Origin of the sequence: Mesorhizobium sp. M1334 (assembly GCF_040317995.1) — a bacterium.
In the GTDB taxonomy this organism is placed as follows: domain Bacteria; phylum Pseudomonadota; class Alphaproteobacteria; order Rhizobiales; family Rhizobiaceae; genus Mesorhizobium.
In genome coordinates, this window is sequence record NZ_JAMYLM010000003.1 from 192,031 (window position 1) to 206,591 (window position 14,561).

A 14,561-nucleotide genomic window follows, 5' to 3' on the forward strand; every position below is an offset into this window, starting at 1 on the left:
GCGTTGCAGCCATCTACTTTCCCTACTCCCTTACTGCCCTACTCCCCTATTCCCTTGTTCGTCACCGCGTGACGAACACTGTCACCAGCGGCTTCTTGCCCCAGGCTTCGTTGGCCGCGCCGCGCACCGCGCGCCGCACCGCCTCCTGGACCAGGTCGAGGTCTTTTCGGCGCTGGCGGGGGATGGAGTCCACGGCGCCGATTGCCGCATCGATCATCAGGTCTTCCAGGCTCTCGCCGCTGCCGTCGGCCTCGGCGACGCCGATGGCGACGAGATCGGGATCGCCGGCAAGCTCGTATTTGTCGTCGAGCACGACGTTGACGGCGACATGGCCGGCAAAGGACAGCTTGCGGCGGTCGCGAATGCCCATCGCCTGATCGCTGCCGATCAGCCTTCCGTCCTTGTAGATGCGGCCGAACGGAACCTGGTCGATAATGGCGGCGGCACCCGGATATAGCCTGAGCATGTCGCCGTCGCGCACCTGCGCCACCTGGCCGATGCCGGACGTCGACATCAGCGAGCCCTGCGCCACCAGATGCGCCGCCTCGCCATGAACGGGAACGCCGATCTGCGGCCGGACCCATTCATACATCTTGCGCAATTCGCTGCGGCGTGGATGGCCGGAGACATGCACCAGCGCATCGCCGTCCTCGATGATCTTGATGCCGAGATCGATAAGGCGGTTCTTGATTTCGAGGATCGCCTTCTCGTTGCCGGGAATGGTGCGCGAGGAAAACACCACCGTGTCGCCGGCCGTCAGCGCCACCGACTTCATCTCGTCGCGCGACAGCTTGGCAAGTGCGGCAAGCGGCTCGCCTTGGCTTCCGGTGCAGATGATGACGAGGTTTTCGCGCGGGATGAAGCCGTAATCCTCCTCAGCGATGAATTCCGGCAACCCGTCCATATAGCCGAGTTCATCAGCCACATCGATGACGCGCTTCATCGAGCGGCCAAGCACCAGGCATTGGCGGCCGGCATCCCGCGCTGCCTTGGCGATCGAGACGATGCGGCCGACATTGGAGGAGAAACTGCTGACGGCGACACGGCCCTTGGCATTCTGGATGACACCCTTGAGACCCTCGCCCACCGCCACTTCCGACGGTGATTCCCCTTCCCGCAGCGCGTTGGTGGAATCGCAAATCAACGCCAGCACGCCCTTGTCGCCATAGGCGCGGAAGCGTGCCTCGTCGGTCATCGGCCCCACCGTCGGCGCCGGATCGATCTTCCAGTCGCCGGTATGGATGACGACGCCGGCCGGCGTGGTGATCGCCAGCGACATCGGTTCGGGAATGGAGTGCGCGACGGGGATGGCCTCGATCTCGAACGGACCGACGGTGAATTTCTCGCCGGCCTGGTAGATCGTCACCGGGATCTTCGGCGCCCCTTGCTCGCCCTGCCGCTTGGCTTCCAGCAGGCCGGCGCCGAACGGCGTCATCCAGACCGGCGCCTTGAGCTTCGGCCAGATGTCGTGCAGCGCGCCGTAGTGGTCCTCATGTGCATGGGTAATGACGATGCCGCGCAGATTGGCGACATTCTCCTCGATGAAGCGGGTGTCGGGCAGTACCAGGTCGACGCCGGGCAGGGTTGCATCGGGAAAAGTAACGCCGACGTCGACGACGATCCATTCGCGCGCATTGGCCGGCCCATAGCCGTAGAGGGCGAAGTTCATGCCGATCTCGCCGACACCGCCGAGCGGCACGAAGACAAGTTCGGCATTTTCCGCTGTCGCCATGGTCTTTCCTTCCTTGCCGGTCAAATTGTGGGCCGGTCAAAATTGTCGGCCAATCAAAATTGTCGGCCGGTCAAATTCAAGCTGGTCAAATACCTGGCCAGTCAAACGTATTGGCCAGTCAACCGACGGCCGATGCGACCGCGCCGAAATGCACGTCGCCGGCGGCGATCGTCAGAACCGAGCCTTCATCGTCGCGGATCACGAAACGGCAGTCTTCGTCAATGGTCTCGAAGGTGCCGCGCACCACATTACCGTCAATTCTGACAGCAACCTGCCCGCCAAGCCCCGCCGCGCGCGCCAGCCAGCGCCGCCTGACGGCGGCAAGCCCACGCCCTTCGTTCCACAGCCGGGCATTCTCGCTCCACGCATCCGACAGCGCCAGAAACAGCGTCTCGGCATCGCAAGCCGACCCCAGCGCGTTGAGCGACGTCGCTGGATAGGGCAAATCATTGGGATAAGCCACCACATTGACGCCGATGCCGACAGCCACCGCCGAACGGTCGCCATCCAGCATCGCCGATTCCAGCAAGATGCCGGCGAGCTTGGCGCCCGACGCGAGCACGTCGTTCGGCCATTTCAACTCGAAGCGGTTCTTGCCCTGGCTCGCGCCGTCCAGGCCAATTGCGATCCTGCCTTTCGGCACGACGGCGTCGAGCGCGTCGGCCAGCGCCAGTCCGGCAACGAAGCCGAGCGTCGCGGCAAGTCGAAGCTCGGTGTTGGTGATCACCAGCAGCGTCGCTGCCAGATTGCCCTCGGGCGTCGCCCAGGCGCGGCCACGGCGGCCACGCCCCGCCTCCTGCTTTTTTGAGACGACCCAGAGTTTGCCCGGATCGCCGGCCCGCGCGTGCTCCAGCGCCAGCGCATTGGTGGAGCCGACCGTATCGTGCGCCTCGAGCCGGAACCCTTCCGAAGCCGCGGTTGGAGCCAGCCTGAACGTCATTCCGTTAGAAGAAGGTCTTGGCCGCGGCGGCTGCGTAGGTTCCGATCGGGCCGCCGATCAGCACGTAGAACAGCACGAAAGCGCCGCAGGCGCCGAGCACGACGCGCAGTTCGGTCGCCATCGGCACGAAGCCGCCGACCGGTTCGTCGAACCACATGATCTTGATGATGCGCAGATAATAATAGGCGCCCACCACAGAGGCCAGCACGCCGATGATCGCGAGCGCGTAGAGGTTGGCATTGATGGCGGCGAGGAACACGTACCATTTCCCCCAGAAGCCGGCGAGCGGCGGGATACCGGCCAGCGAGAACATCATGATGGTGAGGATCGTCGCCATGATTGGGTTGGTCGCCGACAGGCCGGCGAGATCGCTGATCTGCTCGACATTGCCCTCCTTGCGCCGCATGGCCAGGATGAAGGCGAAGGTGCCGAGCGTCATCACCAGATAGATCAGCATGTAGATGGCGACGCCGCGCACGCCGTCCTGGCTGTTGGCGGCAAGGCCGACCAGAGCATAACCCATATGGCCGATGGAGGAATAGGCCATCAGCCGCTTGATGTTGGTCTGGCCGATGGCAGCGAAGGCGCCGAGCGCCATCGAGGCGATCGAGATGAAGACGATGATCTGCTGCCAGTCGGCGGCGATCGGCTTGAAGGCGCCCATGGTGACGCGCACCATCAGCGCCATCGCCGCCATTTTGGGTGCCGCCGCCAGAAAGGCCGTCACCGGCGTCGGCGCGCCCTCATAGACGTCGGGCGTCCACATATGGAACGGCACCGCCGAGATCTTGAAGGCAAGGCCGGCCAGCACAAAGACCAAGCCGAAGACGAGGCCGAGCTGGCGCTCGCCGCCGCTGAGCGCCGCGGCGATCTCCTGGAAGCCCGTGTTGCCCGTGTAGCCGTAGACCAGCGAGATGCCGTAAAGCAGCATGCCCGACGACAGCGCGCCAAGGACGAAGTACTTCAGCCCGGCCTCGGTCGAGCGCAGATTATCGCGGTTGATCGCCGCCAGCACGTAGATCGCCAGCGACTGCAGCTCGAGGCCGAGATAGAGCCCGATCATGCCGTTGGCCGAGATCATCAGCATCATGCCGAGCGTGCAGAGCAGGATCAGCACCGGATATTCGAACTTGTCGAAACGCTCCGCCTGGGCAAAGCGAACCGACATGACCAGCGTCACCGCCGAGCCGATCAGCGCCAACATCTTCATGAAGCGGGCGAATGGGTCCTGGATGAAGGCTTCGCCATAGGCGTTGCCCTGCCCCGGGGAAAAGATCAGCCAGGCGCCGGCGATCACCAGCACGGCAACAGCAAGGCCGCTCACCGTGACGGCGGTGTTGGCGCGAGAATAGGCGCCGAGCATCAACAGCGCCAAGGCGCCGATGGCGAGGATCAGCTCTGGCGTCGAGAGCGACAGGCTGGAGAGAAGGTCCGGCGTCATGGTTCGCAAACCCCCAGTCAGTTCGCCGCCGCGGTCTGCGCGGCGCCGATGGATGCGGTGACATTGGTAACGAGCGCCTTGACCGATTCGGCCGTCGCGTCGAAGATCGGCGCCGGATAGACGCCGAAGAAGATGACCAGCGCGACCAGTGGATAGATGATCACCTTTTCGCGCGTCGACAGGTCGAGCAAACCTTTCAGGCTTTCCTTGGTCAGTGCGCCGAAGATCACCTTGCGGTAGAGCCAGAGCGCATAGGCCGCCGACAGTATGACGCCGGTGGCGGCGAAGAACGCCACCCAGGTGTTGACCCGGAACACGCCGAGCATGGTCAGGAACTCGCCGACGAAGCCGCTGGTGCCGGGCAGGCCGACATTGGCCATGGTGAAGATCATGAACACGGTTGCATATTTCGGCATGTTGTTGACCAACCCGCCATAGGCGTCAATGTCGCGCGTGTGCATGCGGTCGTAAACGACGCCGACGCAGAGGAACAGCGCGCCGGAGACCAGCCCGTGCGACAGCATCTGGAAGATCGAGCCCTGGACGCCTTCCTGGTTCATCGCGAAGATGCCCATGGTAACGAAGCCCATGTGAGCGACCGACGAATAGGCGATCAGCTTCTTCATGTCCTCCTGCATCAGCGCCACCAGCGAGGTGTAGATGATGGCGACAACGGAAAGCGTGAAGATCAGCGGCGCGAACATTTCGGATGCGATCGGAAACATCGGCAGCGAAAAACGCAGGAAGCCGTACCCGCCCATCTTGAGCAGGATGGCGGCCAGAATCACCGAGCCGGCCGTCGGCGCTTCGACATGCGCGTCCGGCAGCCAGGTATGCACCGGCCACATTGGCATCTTCACCGCAAAGGACGCGAAGAAGGCAAGCCATAGCCAGGTCTGCATATTGGCCGGGAAATTATGCGTCAGAAGCGTCGGGATATCGGTGGTGCCGGACTGGAAGAACATCGCCATGATGGCGAGCAGCATCAGCACCGAGCCGGCCAGGGTGTAGAGGAAGAACTTGAACGAGGCATAGACGCGCCGCTTGCCGCCCCACACGCCGATGATGATGAACATCGGGATAAGGCCGGCTTCGAAGAAGACGTAGAACAAGACGATGTCCAGCGCACAGAACACGCCGATCATCAGCGTCTCGAGCAGCAGGAAGGCGATCATATAGGCTTTGACGCGCTTCTCGATCGATTCCCACGAGGCGAGAATGCAAAGCGGCATCAGGAAGGTGGTCAGGATGACGAACAGCATGGAGATGCCGTCTACGCCCATATGGTAGGAGATGCCGGAATCCAGCCAGGCAAACTTCTCGACGAACTGGAAGCCAGGTTGCGAATTGTCGAAGCCGGTCCAGATAAACAGCGAAATCACAAACGTGAACGCAGTCGTGAAAAGCGCGATGGCGCGGATGTTGCGGCGCGCGTTCTCGCTGTCATCACGCACGAAAAGGATGAGCAGCACACCAACCAGCGGCAGGAAGGTGACCAGCGATAGGATCGGCCAGGCGGTCATCAGAGCATCATCCAGGTGACGAGTGCGGCAACGCCGATCAGCATGGCGAAGGCATAGTGATAGAGATAGCCGGTCTGCAACTTGACGACCCGGTTGGTGACGTCGACGACGCGCGCCGAAATGCCGTCCGGCCCGAGCCCGTCGATGACGGTGCCGTCGCCGGTCTTCCACAGGAAGCTGCCGAGGCGCTTTGCCGGCCGCACGAACAGGAAGTCGTAGAGCTCGTCAAAATACCATTTGTTGAGCAGGAAGGCGTAGAGCAGGCGATGGTTGGCGGCGACGCTCCGAGGCATTTCCGGCGCGCGAATATAGAACTGCCAGGCTATCGCAAAGCCGATCAGCATGGCGATGAACGGCGACAGCTCGACCCATAATGGCACTTCGTGGATTTCGTGCAGGATCTGGTTGTCCGGCAGCGTGAACAGCGACGCCTTCCAGAATTCGGCATAACCCTCGCCGATGAAGGCGCCGTGAAACATTAGGCCGGCGAACAGCGCGCCCGCCGCCAGGATGAACAGCGGCACCAGCATGACCGGCGGCGATTCATGGACATGGTGCATGACCTCGTGGCTGGCCCGCGGCTCGCCGTGGAAGGTCATGAAGATCAGCCGCCAGGAGTAGAAGGAGGTAAAGCAGGCAGCAATGACCAGCAATATGAAGGCAAACGCGGCGACCGCATTGTGGCCGGCGAAGGCCGCTTCGATGATGGCGTCCTTGGAAAAGAAGCCGGCCGTGCCGATGATCGTTACCGGAATGCCGACACCGGTCAGCGCCAGCGTGCCGATCACCATCATCCAGTAAGTCGTCGGGATCAGCGTCCTTAGGCCACCCATTTTGCGCATGTCCTGCTCGTCGGAGACGGCGTGGATGACCGAGCCCGAGCCGAGGAACAGCAGCGCCTTGAAGAAGGCGTGGGTGAACAGATGGAAAATCGCCGCGCCATAGGCGCCGACGCCGAGCGCCACGAACATGTAGCCGAGCTGCGAACAGGTCGAATAGGCGATGACGCGCTTGATGTCGTTCTGGACAAGACCGACTGTCGCCGCGAAGAAGGCGGTGAAGGCGCCGATGAAGGTGACCACCGTCAGTGCCGAATGCGACAGCTCGAACAGCGGCGACAGCCGCGCCAGCATGAACACGCCTGCCGTCACCATGGTGGCGGCATGGATCAGTGCCGAGACCGGCGTCGGGCCTTCCATGGCATCCGGCAGCCAGGTGTGCAGCGGCACCTGCGCCGACTTGCCCATCGCGCCCATGAACAGGAGCAGGCAGACGACCGTCATCGCGGCCTGCTTATCAAGCGCATAGCCGAGGAAGGTCAGTACGGCCGCGCCTTGCGGCGCGCCTTCGGCTGGAATGAACGTCGCCGCATTGGCGAAAATGGTGCCGAGATTGACCGAGCCGAACAGCACGAACACGCCGAATATGCCGAGCGCAAAGCCGAAATCGCCGACGCGGTTGACGACGAAGGCCTTGATCGCAGCTGCATTGGCCGACGGCTTCTTGTACCAGAAGCCGATCAGCAGATAGGAGGCAAGGCCGACGCCTTCCCAGCCGAAGAACATCTGCACGAGGTTGTCGGCCGTCACCAGCATCAGCATGGCGAAGGTAAACAGCGACAGATAGGCGAAGAAGCGCGGCCGGTCCGGGTCGTGATGCATGTAGCCGATCGAGTAGATATGGACCAGCGCCGACACCGTATTGACGACGACCAACATCACCACGGTCAGCGTATCGATCCGCAGCGCCCACGACGCTTCGAGGCCGCCTGACTGGATCCAGCGCAGCACCGGCACGGTGAACACCTCGCCGCCGCCGAAGCCGACCGAGAAGAAGGCAACCCACGACAGCACAGCCGCGATCACCAGGAAGCCGGAGGTGACGTATTCGGAAGCCTTGGCGCCGAGCGAAGTGCCGAACAGGCCGACGATCAGGAAGCCGAGCAGCGGAAGGAAGACGATGGCCTGATACATGGTGGTTCCGTCAACCCTTCATCATGTTCACGTCTTCGACCGCGATCGAGCCGCGGTTGCGGAAGAAGACGACGAGAATGGCAAGGCCGATCGCCGCTTCGGCCGCCGCGACCGTCAGCACGAACAGTGCGAACACCTGGCCGACCAAATCGCCGAGCGCCGCCGAAAAGGCGACGAAATTGATGTTGACCGCAAGCAGGATCAGCTCGATCGACATCAGGATGACGATGACGTTCCTGCGGTTCAGGAAGATGCCGAACACGCCGAGCGTGAACAGGATCGCCGATACGGTCAGGTAGTGCGCGATGCCGACGACCATCTCAGACTCCTTCGCCCGTCTTGACCTTGCGGATTTCCACTCCGGTTGCCGCCGTGCGGCCGACCTGGGCGGCGATCGACTGCCGCTTGACGCCCGGCTTGTGGCGCAGCGTCAGCACGATGGCGCCGATCATGGCGACCAGCAGCACCAGCCCGGCGATCTGGAAGTAATAGAGGTAATCCGTATAGAGGATGTCGCCGAGCGCTGCCGTATTGGAGCGCGCGGCCAGGTCCGGAATGGGCTTGGCGACCGTCGCCGCCAGTTTCGGCGCGAATGTATAGCCGCCGAGCACCACGATCAGCTCCGCCGCCAGGATCAGCCCGACCAGCGCGCCGATCGGTGCATATTGCAGGGCGCCTTCCTTCATTTCGGCGAAGTCGACGTCGAGCATCATGACGACGAACAGGAACAGCACCAGCACGGCACCGACATAGACGACGAGCAGGATCATCGCCAGGAACTCGGCGCCGGTCAGCATGAACAGGCCGGCGGCGTTGAAGAAGGTCAGGATCAGGAACAGCACCGAATGCACGGGATTGCGCGCCGAAATGACCATGAACGCCGATGCCACCGCGACAAAGGCGAAGAGGTAGAAAAAGGCCGCCTCTAGTCCACTCAGCATGGGTTCCCCCGGGTTTCCTGTCAGAACAGGACGTTCGTCCTGTTTTTTGCCACCGCCTCCGGTCGGCAAGTTGCGTGTTCCTATCGCATGTTCCGATCGGGTTGAAAGACCCGATCGAAAAGAAAACATGCGACACTCTTTCATTCCGGAGGATGATCTTGTCCGAAAAGTATGCAACTTTTCGGGATCATCCTCTGAACGAGGCCCTCGCCCCGTTCATGCATCAAATATCAGCGGTAAGGCGCATCCAGCGAGATGTTGCGCGCCAGCTCACGCTCCCAGCGGTCGCCATTGGCCAGAAGCCTGTCCTTGTCGTAATAAAGTTCCTCGCGCGTCTCCGTCGCGAACTCGAAATTCGGCCCCTCGACGATGGCGTCGACCGGGCAGGCTTCCTGGCAGAAGCCGCAATAGATGCATTTCACCATATCGATGTCGTAGCGCACGGTGCGCCGCGTGCCGTCGTTGCGGCGCGGGCCGGCTTCGATGGTGATGGCCTGTGCCGGGCAGATCGCCTCGCACAATTTGCAGGCGATGCAGCGTTCCTCGCCGTTCGGGTAGCGGCGCAGCGCATGCTCGCCGCGGAAGCGCGGGCTGACCGGTCCCTTCTCATGCGGATAGTTGATCGTCTCCTTCGGCGCGAAGAACTGACGCGTCGACAGGAAGAAAGCGCCGACGAAATCCTGCAAAAGCAGTGACTTGGCGGCCTGGGATAATGCAGACATCAGGCAAACCCCGTGATCTTTAGGAAAGCGGCGGTGGCGACCACCATGAATAGCGAGATCGGCAGGAACACCTTCCAGCCGAGCCGCATCAGTTGGTCGTAGCGATAGCGCGGCACGAACGCCTTCACCATGGAGAACATGAAGAACACCAGGCAGACCTTGAGCACGAACCAGATCAGCCCCGGCACCCAGGTGAACGGCGCGAAGTTGAAGGGCGGCAGCCAGCCGCCAAGGAACAGGATGGTTGCCAACGCGCACATCAGGACGACGGCGACATATTCGCCGAGGAAGAACAACAGGAACGGCGTCGAGGAATATTCGACCATATGGCCGGCGACGAGTTCCGATTCGGCTTCCACAAGGTCGAAGGGCGGCCGGTTGGTCTCGGCCAACGCCGAGATGAAGAAGACGATGAACATCGGGAACAGCGACAGCCAATGCCAGTCGAGGAAGGTGTTGGGCAGGCCGAGCCGCGTGCCCAGCCCGTCCTGCTGCGACAAGACGATGTCGGACAGGTTGAGCGAGCCGACGCAAAGCAGCACGGTGACGATGACGAAGCCGATCGAGACTTCGTAGGACACCATCTGCGCCGCCGAGCGCAGTGCGCCAAGGAACGGGTATTTCGAATTGGACGCCCAGCCGCCCATGATCACGCCATAGACCTCGAGCGAGGAGATGGCGAAGACATAGAGGATGCCGACATTGACGTTGGCGATCGCCCAGCCTTCATTGACCGGTATCACCGCCCATGCAGAGATCGCCAGCACCGCCGACACCAAGGGCGCCAGCAGGAAAACGCCCTTGTTGGCGCCGGACGGGATCACCGGCTCCTTGAACACGAATTTCAGCAGATCGGCGAAAGCCTGCAGCGTACCCCACGGGCCGACGACGTTCGGTCCGCGGCGCAATTGCACCGCCGCCCAGATCTTGCGGTCGGCATAAAGCACATAGGCGACGAAGATCAACAGAACGACGATCAGCACGACCGACTTCAAAAGGATCAGCAGTGCCGGCAGCACGTAGAAGGAGAAGAAGGTGTCCATGTCTACTCCGCCGCCTGCCTGAAGCCGTTTTTCGCCAAAGCCGAGCATTCGGCCATCACCGCGGAAGCCCGCGCGATCGGATTGGTCAGGTAGAAATCCTTGACCGGCGAGGTGAAGGTGCCCTTGTTCAGCCGCCCGCCGAGCTTGGCCACCCTGGCGATGTCGGCCGGGTCGCCGGCCGCGACATGGTCGATGCGGGCAAGATGCGGGTGTTCCGCATAGAGCTTTGCGCGCAATTGCGGCAGCGAATCGAACGGCAGCTTCTTGCCGAGCACATCCGACAGAGCCCTGAGAATCGCCCAGTCCTCGCGCGCTTCGCCGGGCGCGAAGCCGGCCCGGTTGGTCTGCTGCACGCGGCCTTCGGTGTTGACGAAGGTGCCCGACTTCTCGGTATAGGCGGCGCCCGGCAGGATGACGTTGGCGCGATGCGCGCCCTTGTCGCCATGCGTGCCGACATAGACGACGAAAGCGCCGCCGGTCTTGGCCATGTCGATTTCGTCGGCGCCGAGCAGGAACAGCACGTCGGTCTCGCCCAGCATGCCGGCGACATTCCTGCCGCCCTCGCCCGGTACGAAGCCGACATCGAGGCCGCCGACGCGTGCCGCGGCGGTGTGCAGCACGGCAAAGCCGTTCCAGTCGGCCCTTGCGGCATTGACGGCGACGGCGAGCTTCGCCGCCTGGCCAAGCACGGCCGCGCCGTCCGGACGCGCCAGCGCACCCTGTCCGACGATGATCAGCGGATGCGTCGCCTTCTTCAGCAGCTGGAAGAACTTGCCGTTGCCGTCGGCCAGATCCTTCAGCGATTCCGGCCCGGCGCCGAGCTGCTCGTAATCATAGCGGGTATCGCCGACATCGCCGATGACGCCGACCGGCAGATTGCCGGCCCGCCAGCGCTTGCGGATGCGGGCGTTGAGCAAGGATGCCTCGAAGCGCGGATTGGCGCCGATGATCAGCACCGCATCGGCCTGTTCGATGCCTTCGATGGTCGGGTTGAAGACATAGCTCGCCCGGCCGAGCGACGGATCGAGTGCGGCACCGTCCTGGCGGCAGTCGGTGTTCCTCGAGCCGAGCGAAGCCATCAACAACTTCAGCGCGTAGATCTCCTCGACGGCTGCGAGATCGCCGGCAATGGCGCCGATCTTTTCGGGTGCGGCATTCGACACCGCTTCCTTGATCGCGGCAAAAGCCTCCGCCCAGCTTGCGGGGGCCAGTCTGCCGTCCTTGCGCACATAGGGCCGGTCGAGGCGCTGCGTGCGCAGGCCGTCCCAGATGAAGCGGGTCTTGTCGGAAATCCACTCCTCGTTCACCGCCTCGTTGGTACGCGGCAGGATGCGCATCACTTCGCGGCCCCGGCTATCGACGCGGATCGCGGAGCCGACGGCGTCCATCACGTCGATGGATTCTGTCTTGGTCAGTTCCCACGGCCGTGCCTGGAAGGCGTAGGGTTTGGAGGTCAGCGCGCCGACCGGGCAAAGGTCGATGACATTGCCCTGCAGTTCCGAAGTCATCGCGCTTTCGAGATAGGTGGTGATCTCGGCATCCTCGCCGCGGCCGATCAGGCCGAGCTCGGATATGCCCGCAATCTCGGTGGTAAAGCGGACGCAGCGCGTGCAATGGATGCAGCGGTTCATGATCGTCTTGACCAGCGGCCCGATATACTTGTCTTCGACCGCCCGCTTGTTCTCGTGGTAGCGCGAGGAATCGACTCCGAACGCCATCGCCTGGTCCTGCAGGTCGCACTCGCCGCCCTGATCGCAGATCGGGCAGTCCAGCGGATGGTTGATCAGCAGGAATTCCATCACGCCTTCGCGGGCCTTCTTGACCATCGGCGTGTTGGTGAAAATTTCCGGCGGCTCGCCATTTGGACCGGGGCGCAGGTCGCGCACGCCCATGGCGCAGGACGCCTGCGGCTTGGGCGGGCCGCCCTTCACCTCGATCAGGCACATGCGGCAATTGCCGGCGATCGACAGCCGCTCGTGGAAGCAGAAGCGCGGCACTTCCGCACCGGCGTCCTCGGCCGCCTGCAGCAGCGTGTAATGGTCGGGTACAGTGATCTCTTTCCCGTCGACCTTGAGCTTTGCCATTTCGCCTCAAACCTCTGCGGACGTTCCGCAATCTTTCCTTCCGGGCGCAGCAGACACCGCGCACGGTATTGAATTCAATTTTTGGCCCCGGCCAATGCGGCCGCCTGACCGATCCAGCCGTCACGGCCGATACGGCCCTTCAACGACAGGTAATCTTCGACCCAGGCGATCTCTTGCGGCGTCCACGCGGCAATCTGGGCGTATGTCCAGATGCCAAGGCCGTTCAGCACCTTTTCCAGTTTCGGCCCGATACCCGATATTGCCTTGAGGTCGGCGGGCACGGCTGGCCGGTCCATCGGCTTGGGCTGCTTGAAATCCTCCGGCATCAGTCCGGCCGACGCGTCCGCTGCAACGGCGCTCGCATTCGCCACGCTCCGCGCCGCAGTGCTTGTCGCAATGTCGGTCACGTCATTGGCGAAGGACTGCGCCTCGGCAATCAGGGTTTTGGTGGCTGCGCGCGCCTTGGTCGAGGAGCTTTTGCCGGTCGCGGAAACGCGTTCGGTCCGGGCCTCGAAATCCTCGGTGACCGGCTGCCAAAGCCGCTGCGAGGTCTCGGCCACGCCTGAAAGCACGCCCATCCAGACGCCAAAGGCGTGGTTGGCAAGCCCGATGCCGAGTGCCGTCATCGTCGCCGCGCCGGCGACAGGATGCGCCAGGAGATTGACGGCGCTGGCCATCTCCTTCGGCATTGTCCTGGTCAGGTCCTGGTTCATCTTCAAGAACGGGTCCCCATTGGGCGTCAAATCGTCGGGTATCGAAAACAGCGACATAGGTGGTCTCCTGGTCGTTTCCGTCTGCCCCGCGCTCGTTTCCTCGTTTCGGGCATTCGCCCGCATTTTTTGAATTCTTCTATTCCGCCGCCGCCAGCACCGGTTCGGCGCGGTGTGCGTTGCGCGAGAACTCGTCGATGCGCCGCTCCACCTCGCCGCGGAAATGCCGCATCAGGCCCTGGATCGGCCATGCCGCCGCATCGCCCAGAGCGCAGATCGTGTGGCCCTCGACCTGCTTGGTCACGTCGAGCAGCATGTCGATCTCGCGCTTCTGCGCCTCGCCGCGCACCAGCCGTTCCATCACCCGCCACATCCAGCCCGTGCCCTCACGGCAGGGCGTGCACTGGCCGCAGCTCTCGTGCTTGTAGAAATAGGACAGCCGCGCGATCGCCTTCACGACATCGGTCGATTTGTCCATGACGATGACAGCCGCGGTGCCTAGGCCCGATTTCAGGTCGCGCAGCGCATCGAAATCCATCGGCGCGTCGATGATCTGCTCGGCCGGCACCAACGGCACCGAGGCGCCGCCCGGAATGACCGCCAGCAGATTGTCCCAGCCGCCGCGGATGCCGCCGCAATGCGTCTCGATCAGTTCGCGGAACGGGATCGACATCGCCTCTTCGACGGTGCACGGATTGTTGACGTGGCCGGAGATGCAGAACAGCTTGGTGCCGGCATTGTTGGGCCGGCCGAAGGACGAGAACCAGGCCGCACCGCGGCGCAGAATGGTTGGCGCCACGGCGATGGACTCGACATTGTTCACCGTCGTCGGGCAGCCATAGAGGCCGACATTGGCCGGAAACGGCGGCTTCAGCCGCGGCTGGCCTTTCTTGCCTTCGAGGCTTTCGAGCAGCGCCGTTTCCTCGCCACAGATATAGGCGCCGGCGCCATGGTGCATGTAAATGTCGAAATCGTAGCCGGAGGTATTGTTCTTGCCGATCAGCTTGGCCGCATAGGCCTCGTCGATGGCGCGTTGCAGCGCCTCGCGCTCGCGGATGAACTCGCCGCGCACATAGATGTAGGCGGCGACCGCGCCCATGGCGAAGCCGGCGATCAGGCAGCCCTCGACCAGCGTATGCGGATCGTGGCGCAATATATCGCGGTCCTTGCAGGTGCCGGGTTCGGACTCGTCCGCATTGACGACGAGATAACTCGGCCGGCCGTCGCTTTGCTTGGGCATGAACGACCATTTCAGCCCGGTCGGGAAGCCGGCGCCGCCGCGGCCGCGCAGGCCCGATGCTTTCATCTCGTTGACGATCCACTCGCGCCCCTTGGCGATGATGCCGGGCGTGTTGTCCCAGGCGCCGCGCGCCATGGCGCCGGCCAGCGACTTGTCGAAGCGGCCGTAGATGTTGTTGAAGATGCGGTCTCGGTCCTGAAGCATTGCTCGTT

At 63.0% G+C, this 14,561-nt stretch carries 12 protein-coding genes; all 12 read right to left on the minus strand.

Translation table 11 applies throughout. The features are described 5' to 3' along the window. Positions 1 to 61: 61 nt before the first annotated feature. The 12 genes from NKH17_RS07985 to nuoF all read right to left on the minus strand — a co-directional run bounded on the left by NKH17_RS07985 (position 62) and on the right by nuoF (position 14,553). Entirely contained in the window at positions 62 to 1,732 is a 1,671-nt protein-coding gene (locus NKH17_RS07985) for a ribonuclease J (protein WP_352647009.1), read from the minus strand. Between the two features lie 118 nt (positions 1,733 to 1,850). Continuing rightward, the gene (locus NKH17_RS07990) at positions 1,851 to 2,672 is read right to left on the minus strand and encodes a biotin--[acetyl-CoA-carboxylase] ligase (RefSeq protein WP_352477556.1); all 822 of its coding nucleotides are present in this window, start codon (positions 2,670 to 2,672) and stop codon (positions 1,851 to 1,853) included. Positions 2,673 to 2,676: 4 nt separating this feature from the next. Further along, positions 2,677 to 4,113 carry an NADH-quinone oxidoreductase subunit NuoN gene (gene nuoN / locus NKH17_RS07995; RefSeq protein ID WP_352897155.1) on the minus strand — a complete coding sequence of 479 codons (1,437 nt, stop codon included), beginning with the start codon at positions 4,111 to 4,113 and terminating at the stop codon, positions 2,677 to 2,679. Positions 4,114 to 4,130: 17 nt separating this feature from the next. Continuing rightward, the gene (locus tag NKH17_RS08000) at positions 4,131 to 5,636 is read right to left on the minus strand and encodes an NADH-quinone oxidoreductase subunit M (protein ID WP_352450009.1); all 1,506 of its coding nucleotides are present in this window, start codon (positions 5,634 to 5,636) and stop codon (positions 4,131 to 4,133) included. Then, entirely contained in the window at positions 5,636 to 7,609 is a 1,974-nt protein-coding gene (gene nuoL, locus NKH17_RS08005; protein WP_352897153.1) for an NADH-quinone oxidoreductase subunit L, read from the minus strand. The genes NKH17_RS08000 and nuoL overlap by 1 nt, the downstream gene beginning before the upstream one ends. Before the next feature lie 10 nt (positions 7,610 to 7,619). Then, positions 7,620 to 7,928 (minus strand): NADH-quinone oxidoreductase subunit NuoK, encoded by a 309-nt coding sequence (gene nuoK / locus NKH17_RS08010; RefSeq protein ID WP_023676620.1) that lies wholly within the window; start codon positions 7,926 to 7,928, stop codon positions 7,620 to 7,622. Position 7,929: 1 nt separating this feature from the next. Beyond that, positions 7,930 to 8,550: an NADH-quinone oxidoreductase subunit J gene (locus tag NKH17_RS08015; RefSeq protein WP_254818110.1), complete on the minus strand. Its 621-nt coding sequence runs from the start codon at positions 8,548 to 8,550 to the stop codon at positions 7,930 to 7,932. Between the two features lie 230 nt (positions 8,551 to 8,780). Continuing rightward, the gene (gene nuoI, locus NKH17_RS08020; RefSeq protein ID WP_352897150.1) at positions 8,781 to 9,272 is read right to left on the minus strand and encodes an NADH-quinone oxidoreductase subunit NuoI; all 492 of its coding nucleotides are present in this window, start codon (positions 9,270 to 9,272) and stop codon (positions 8,781 to 8,783) included. Further along, positions 9,272 to 10,315, minus strand: a complete 1,044-nt coding sequence (gene nuoH, locus NKH17_RS08025; RefSeq protein ID WP_292663045.1) for an NADH-quinone oxidoreductase subunit NuoH — start codon at positions 10,313 to 10,315, stop codon at positions 9,272 to 9,274. The genes nuoI and nuoH overlap by 1 nt, the downstream gene beginning before the upstream one ends. A gap of 2 nt (positions 10,316 to 10,317) precedes the next feature. Continuing rightward, positions 10,318 to 12,399, minus strand: a complete 2,082-nt coding sequence (gene nuoG, locus NKH17_RS08030) for an NADH-quinone oxidoreductase subunit NuoG (protein WP_352897148.1) — start codon at positions 12,397 to 12,399, stop codon at positions 10,318 to 10,320. Between the two features lie 74 nt (positions 12,400 to 12,473). Beyond that, complete coding sequence (locus tag NKH17_RS08035; RefSeq protein ID WP_352897146.1) at positions 12,474 to 13,169, minus strand: helix-hairpin-helix domain-containing protein; 696 nt, start codon at positions 13,167 to 13,169, stop codon at positions 12,474 to 12,476. 79 nt (positions 13,170 to 13,248) lie between these two features. After that, positions 13,249 to 14,553 (minus strand): NADH-quinone oxidoreductase subunit NuoF, encoded by a 1,305-nt coding sequence (gene nuoF / locus NKH17_RS08040; RefSeq protein ID WP_254818105.1) that lies wholly within the window; start codon positions 14,551 to 14,553, stop codon positions 13,249 to 13,251. Positions 14,554 to 14,561: the final 8 nt, after the last annotated feature.

Coding starts and splice junctions, on each gene's coding strand:
- NKH17_RS07985 (WP_352647009.1), bottom strand. CDS start 1,732: ATGGCGACAGCGGAAAATGCCGAACTTGTCTTCGTGCCGCTCGGCGGT.
- NKH17_RS07990 (WP_352477556.1), bottom strand. CDS start 2,672: ATGACGTTCAGGCTGGCTCCAACCGCGGCTTCGGAAGGGTTCCGGCTC.
- nuoN (WP_352897155.1), bottom strand. CDS start 4,113: ATGACGCCGGACCTTCTCTCCAGCCTGTCGCTCTCGACGCCAGAGCTG.
- NKH17_RS08000 (WP_352450009.1), bottom strand. CDS start 5,636: ATGACCGCCTGGCCGATCCTATCGCTGGTCACCTTCCTGCCGCTGGTT.
- nuoL (WP_352897153.1), bottom strand. CDS start 7,609: ATGTATCAGGCCATCGTCTTCCTTCCGCTGCTCGGCTTCCTGATCGTC.
- nuoK (WP_023676620.1), bottom strand. CDS start 7,928: ATGGTCGTCGGCATCGCGCACTACCTGACCGTATCGGCGATCCTGTTC.
- NKH17_RS08015 (WP_254818110.1), bottom strand. CDS start 8,550: ATGCTGAGTGGACTAGAGGCGGCCTTTTTCTACCTCTTCGCCTTTGTC.
- nuoI (WP_352897150.1), bottom strand. CDS start 9,272: ATGTCTGCATTATCCCAGGCCGCCAAGTCACTGCTTTTGCAGGATTTC.
- nuoH (WP_292663045.1), bottom strand. CDS start 10,315: ATGGACACCTTCTTCTCCTTCTACGTGCTGCCGGCACTGCTGATCCTT.
- nuoG (WP_352897148.1), bottom strand. CDS start 12,399: ATGGCAAAGCTCAAGGTCGACGGGAAAGAGATCACTGTACCCGACCAT.
- NKH17_RS08035 (WP_352897146.1), bottom strand. CDS start 13,169: ATGTCGCTGTTTTCGATACCCGACGATTTGACGCCCAATGGGGACCCG.
- nuoF (WP_254818105.1), bottom strand. CDS start 14,553: ATGCTTCAGGACCGAGACCGCATCTTCAACAACATCTACGGCCGCTTC.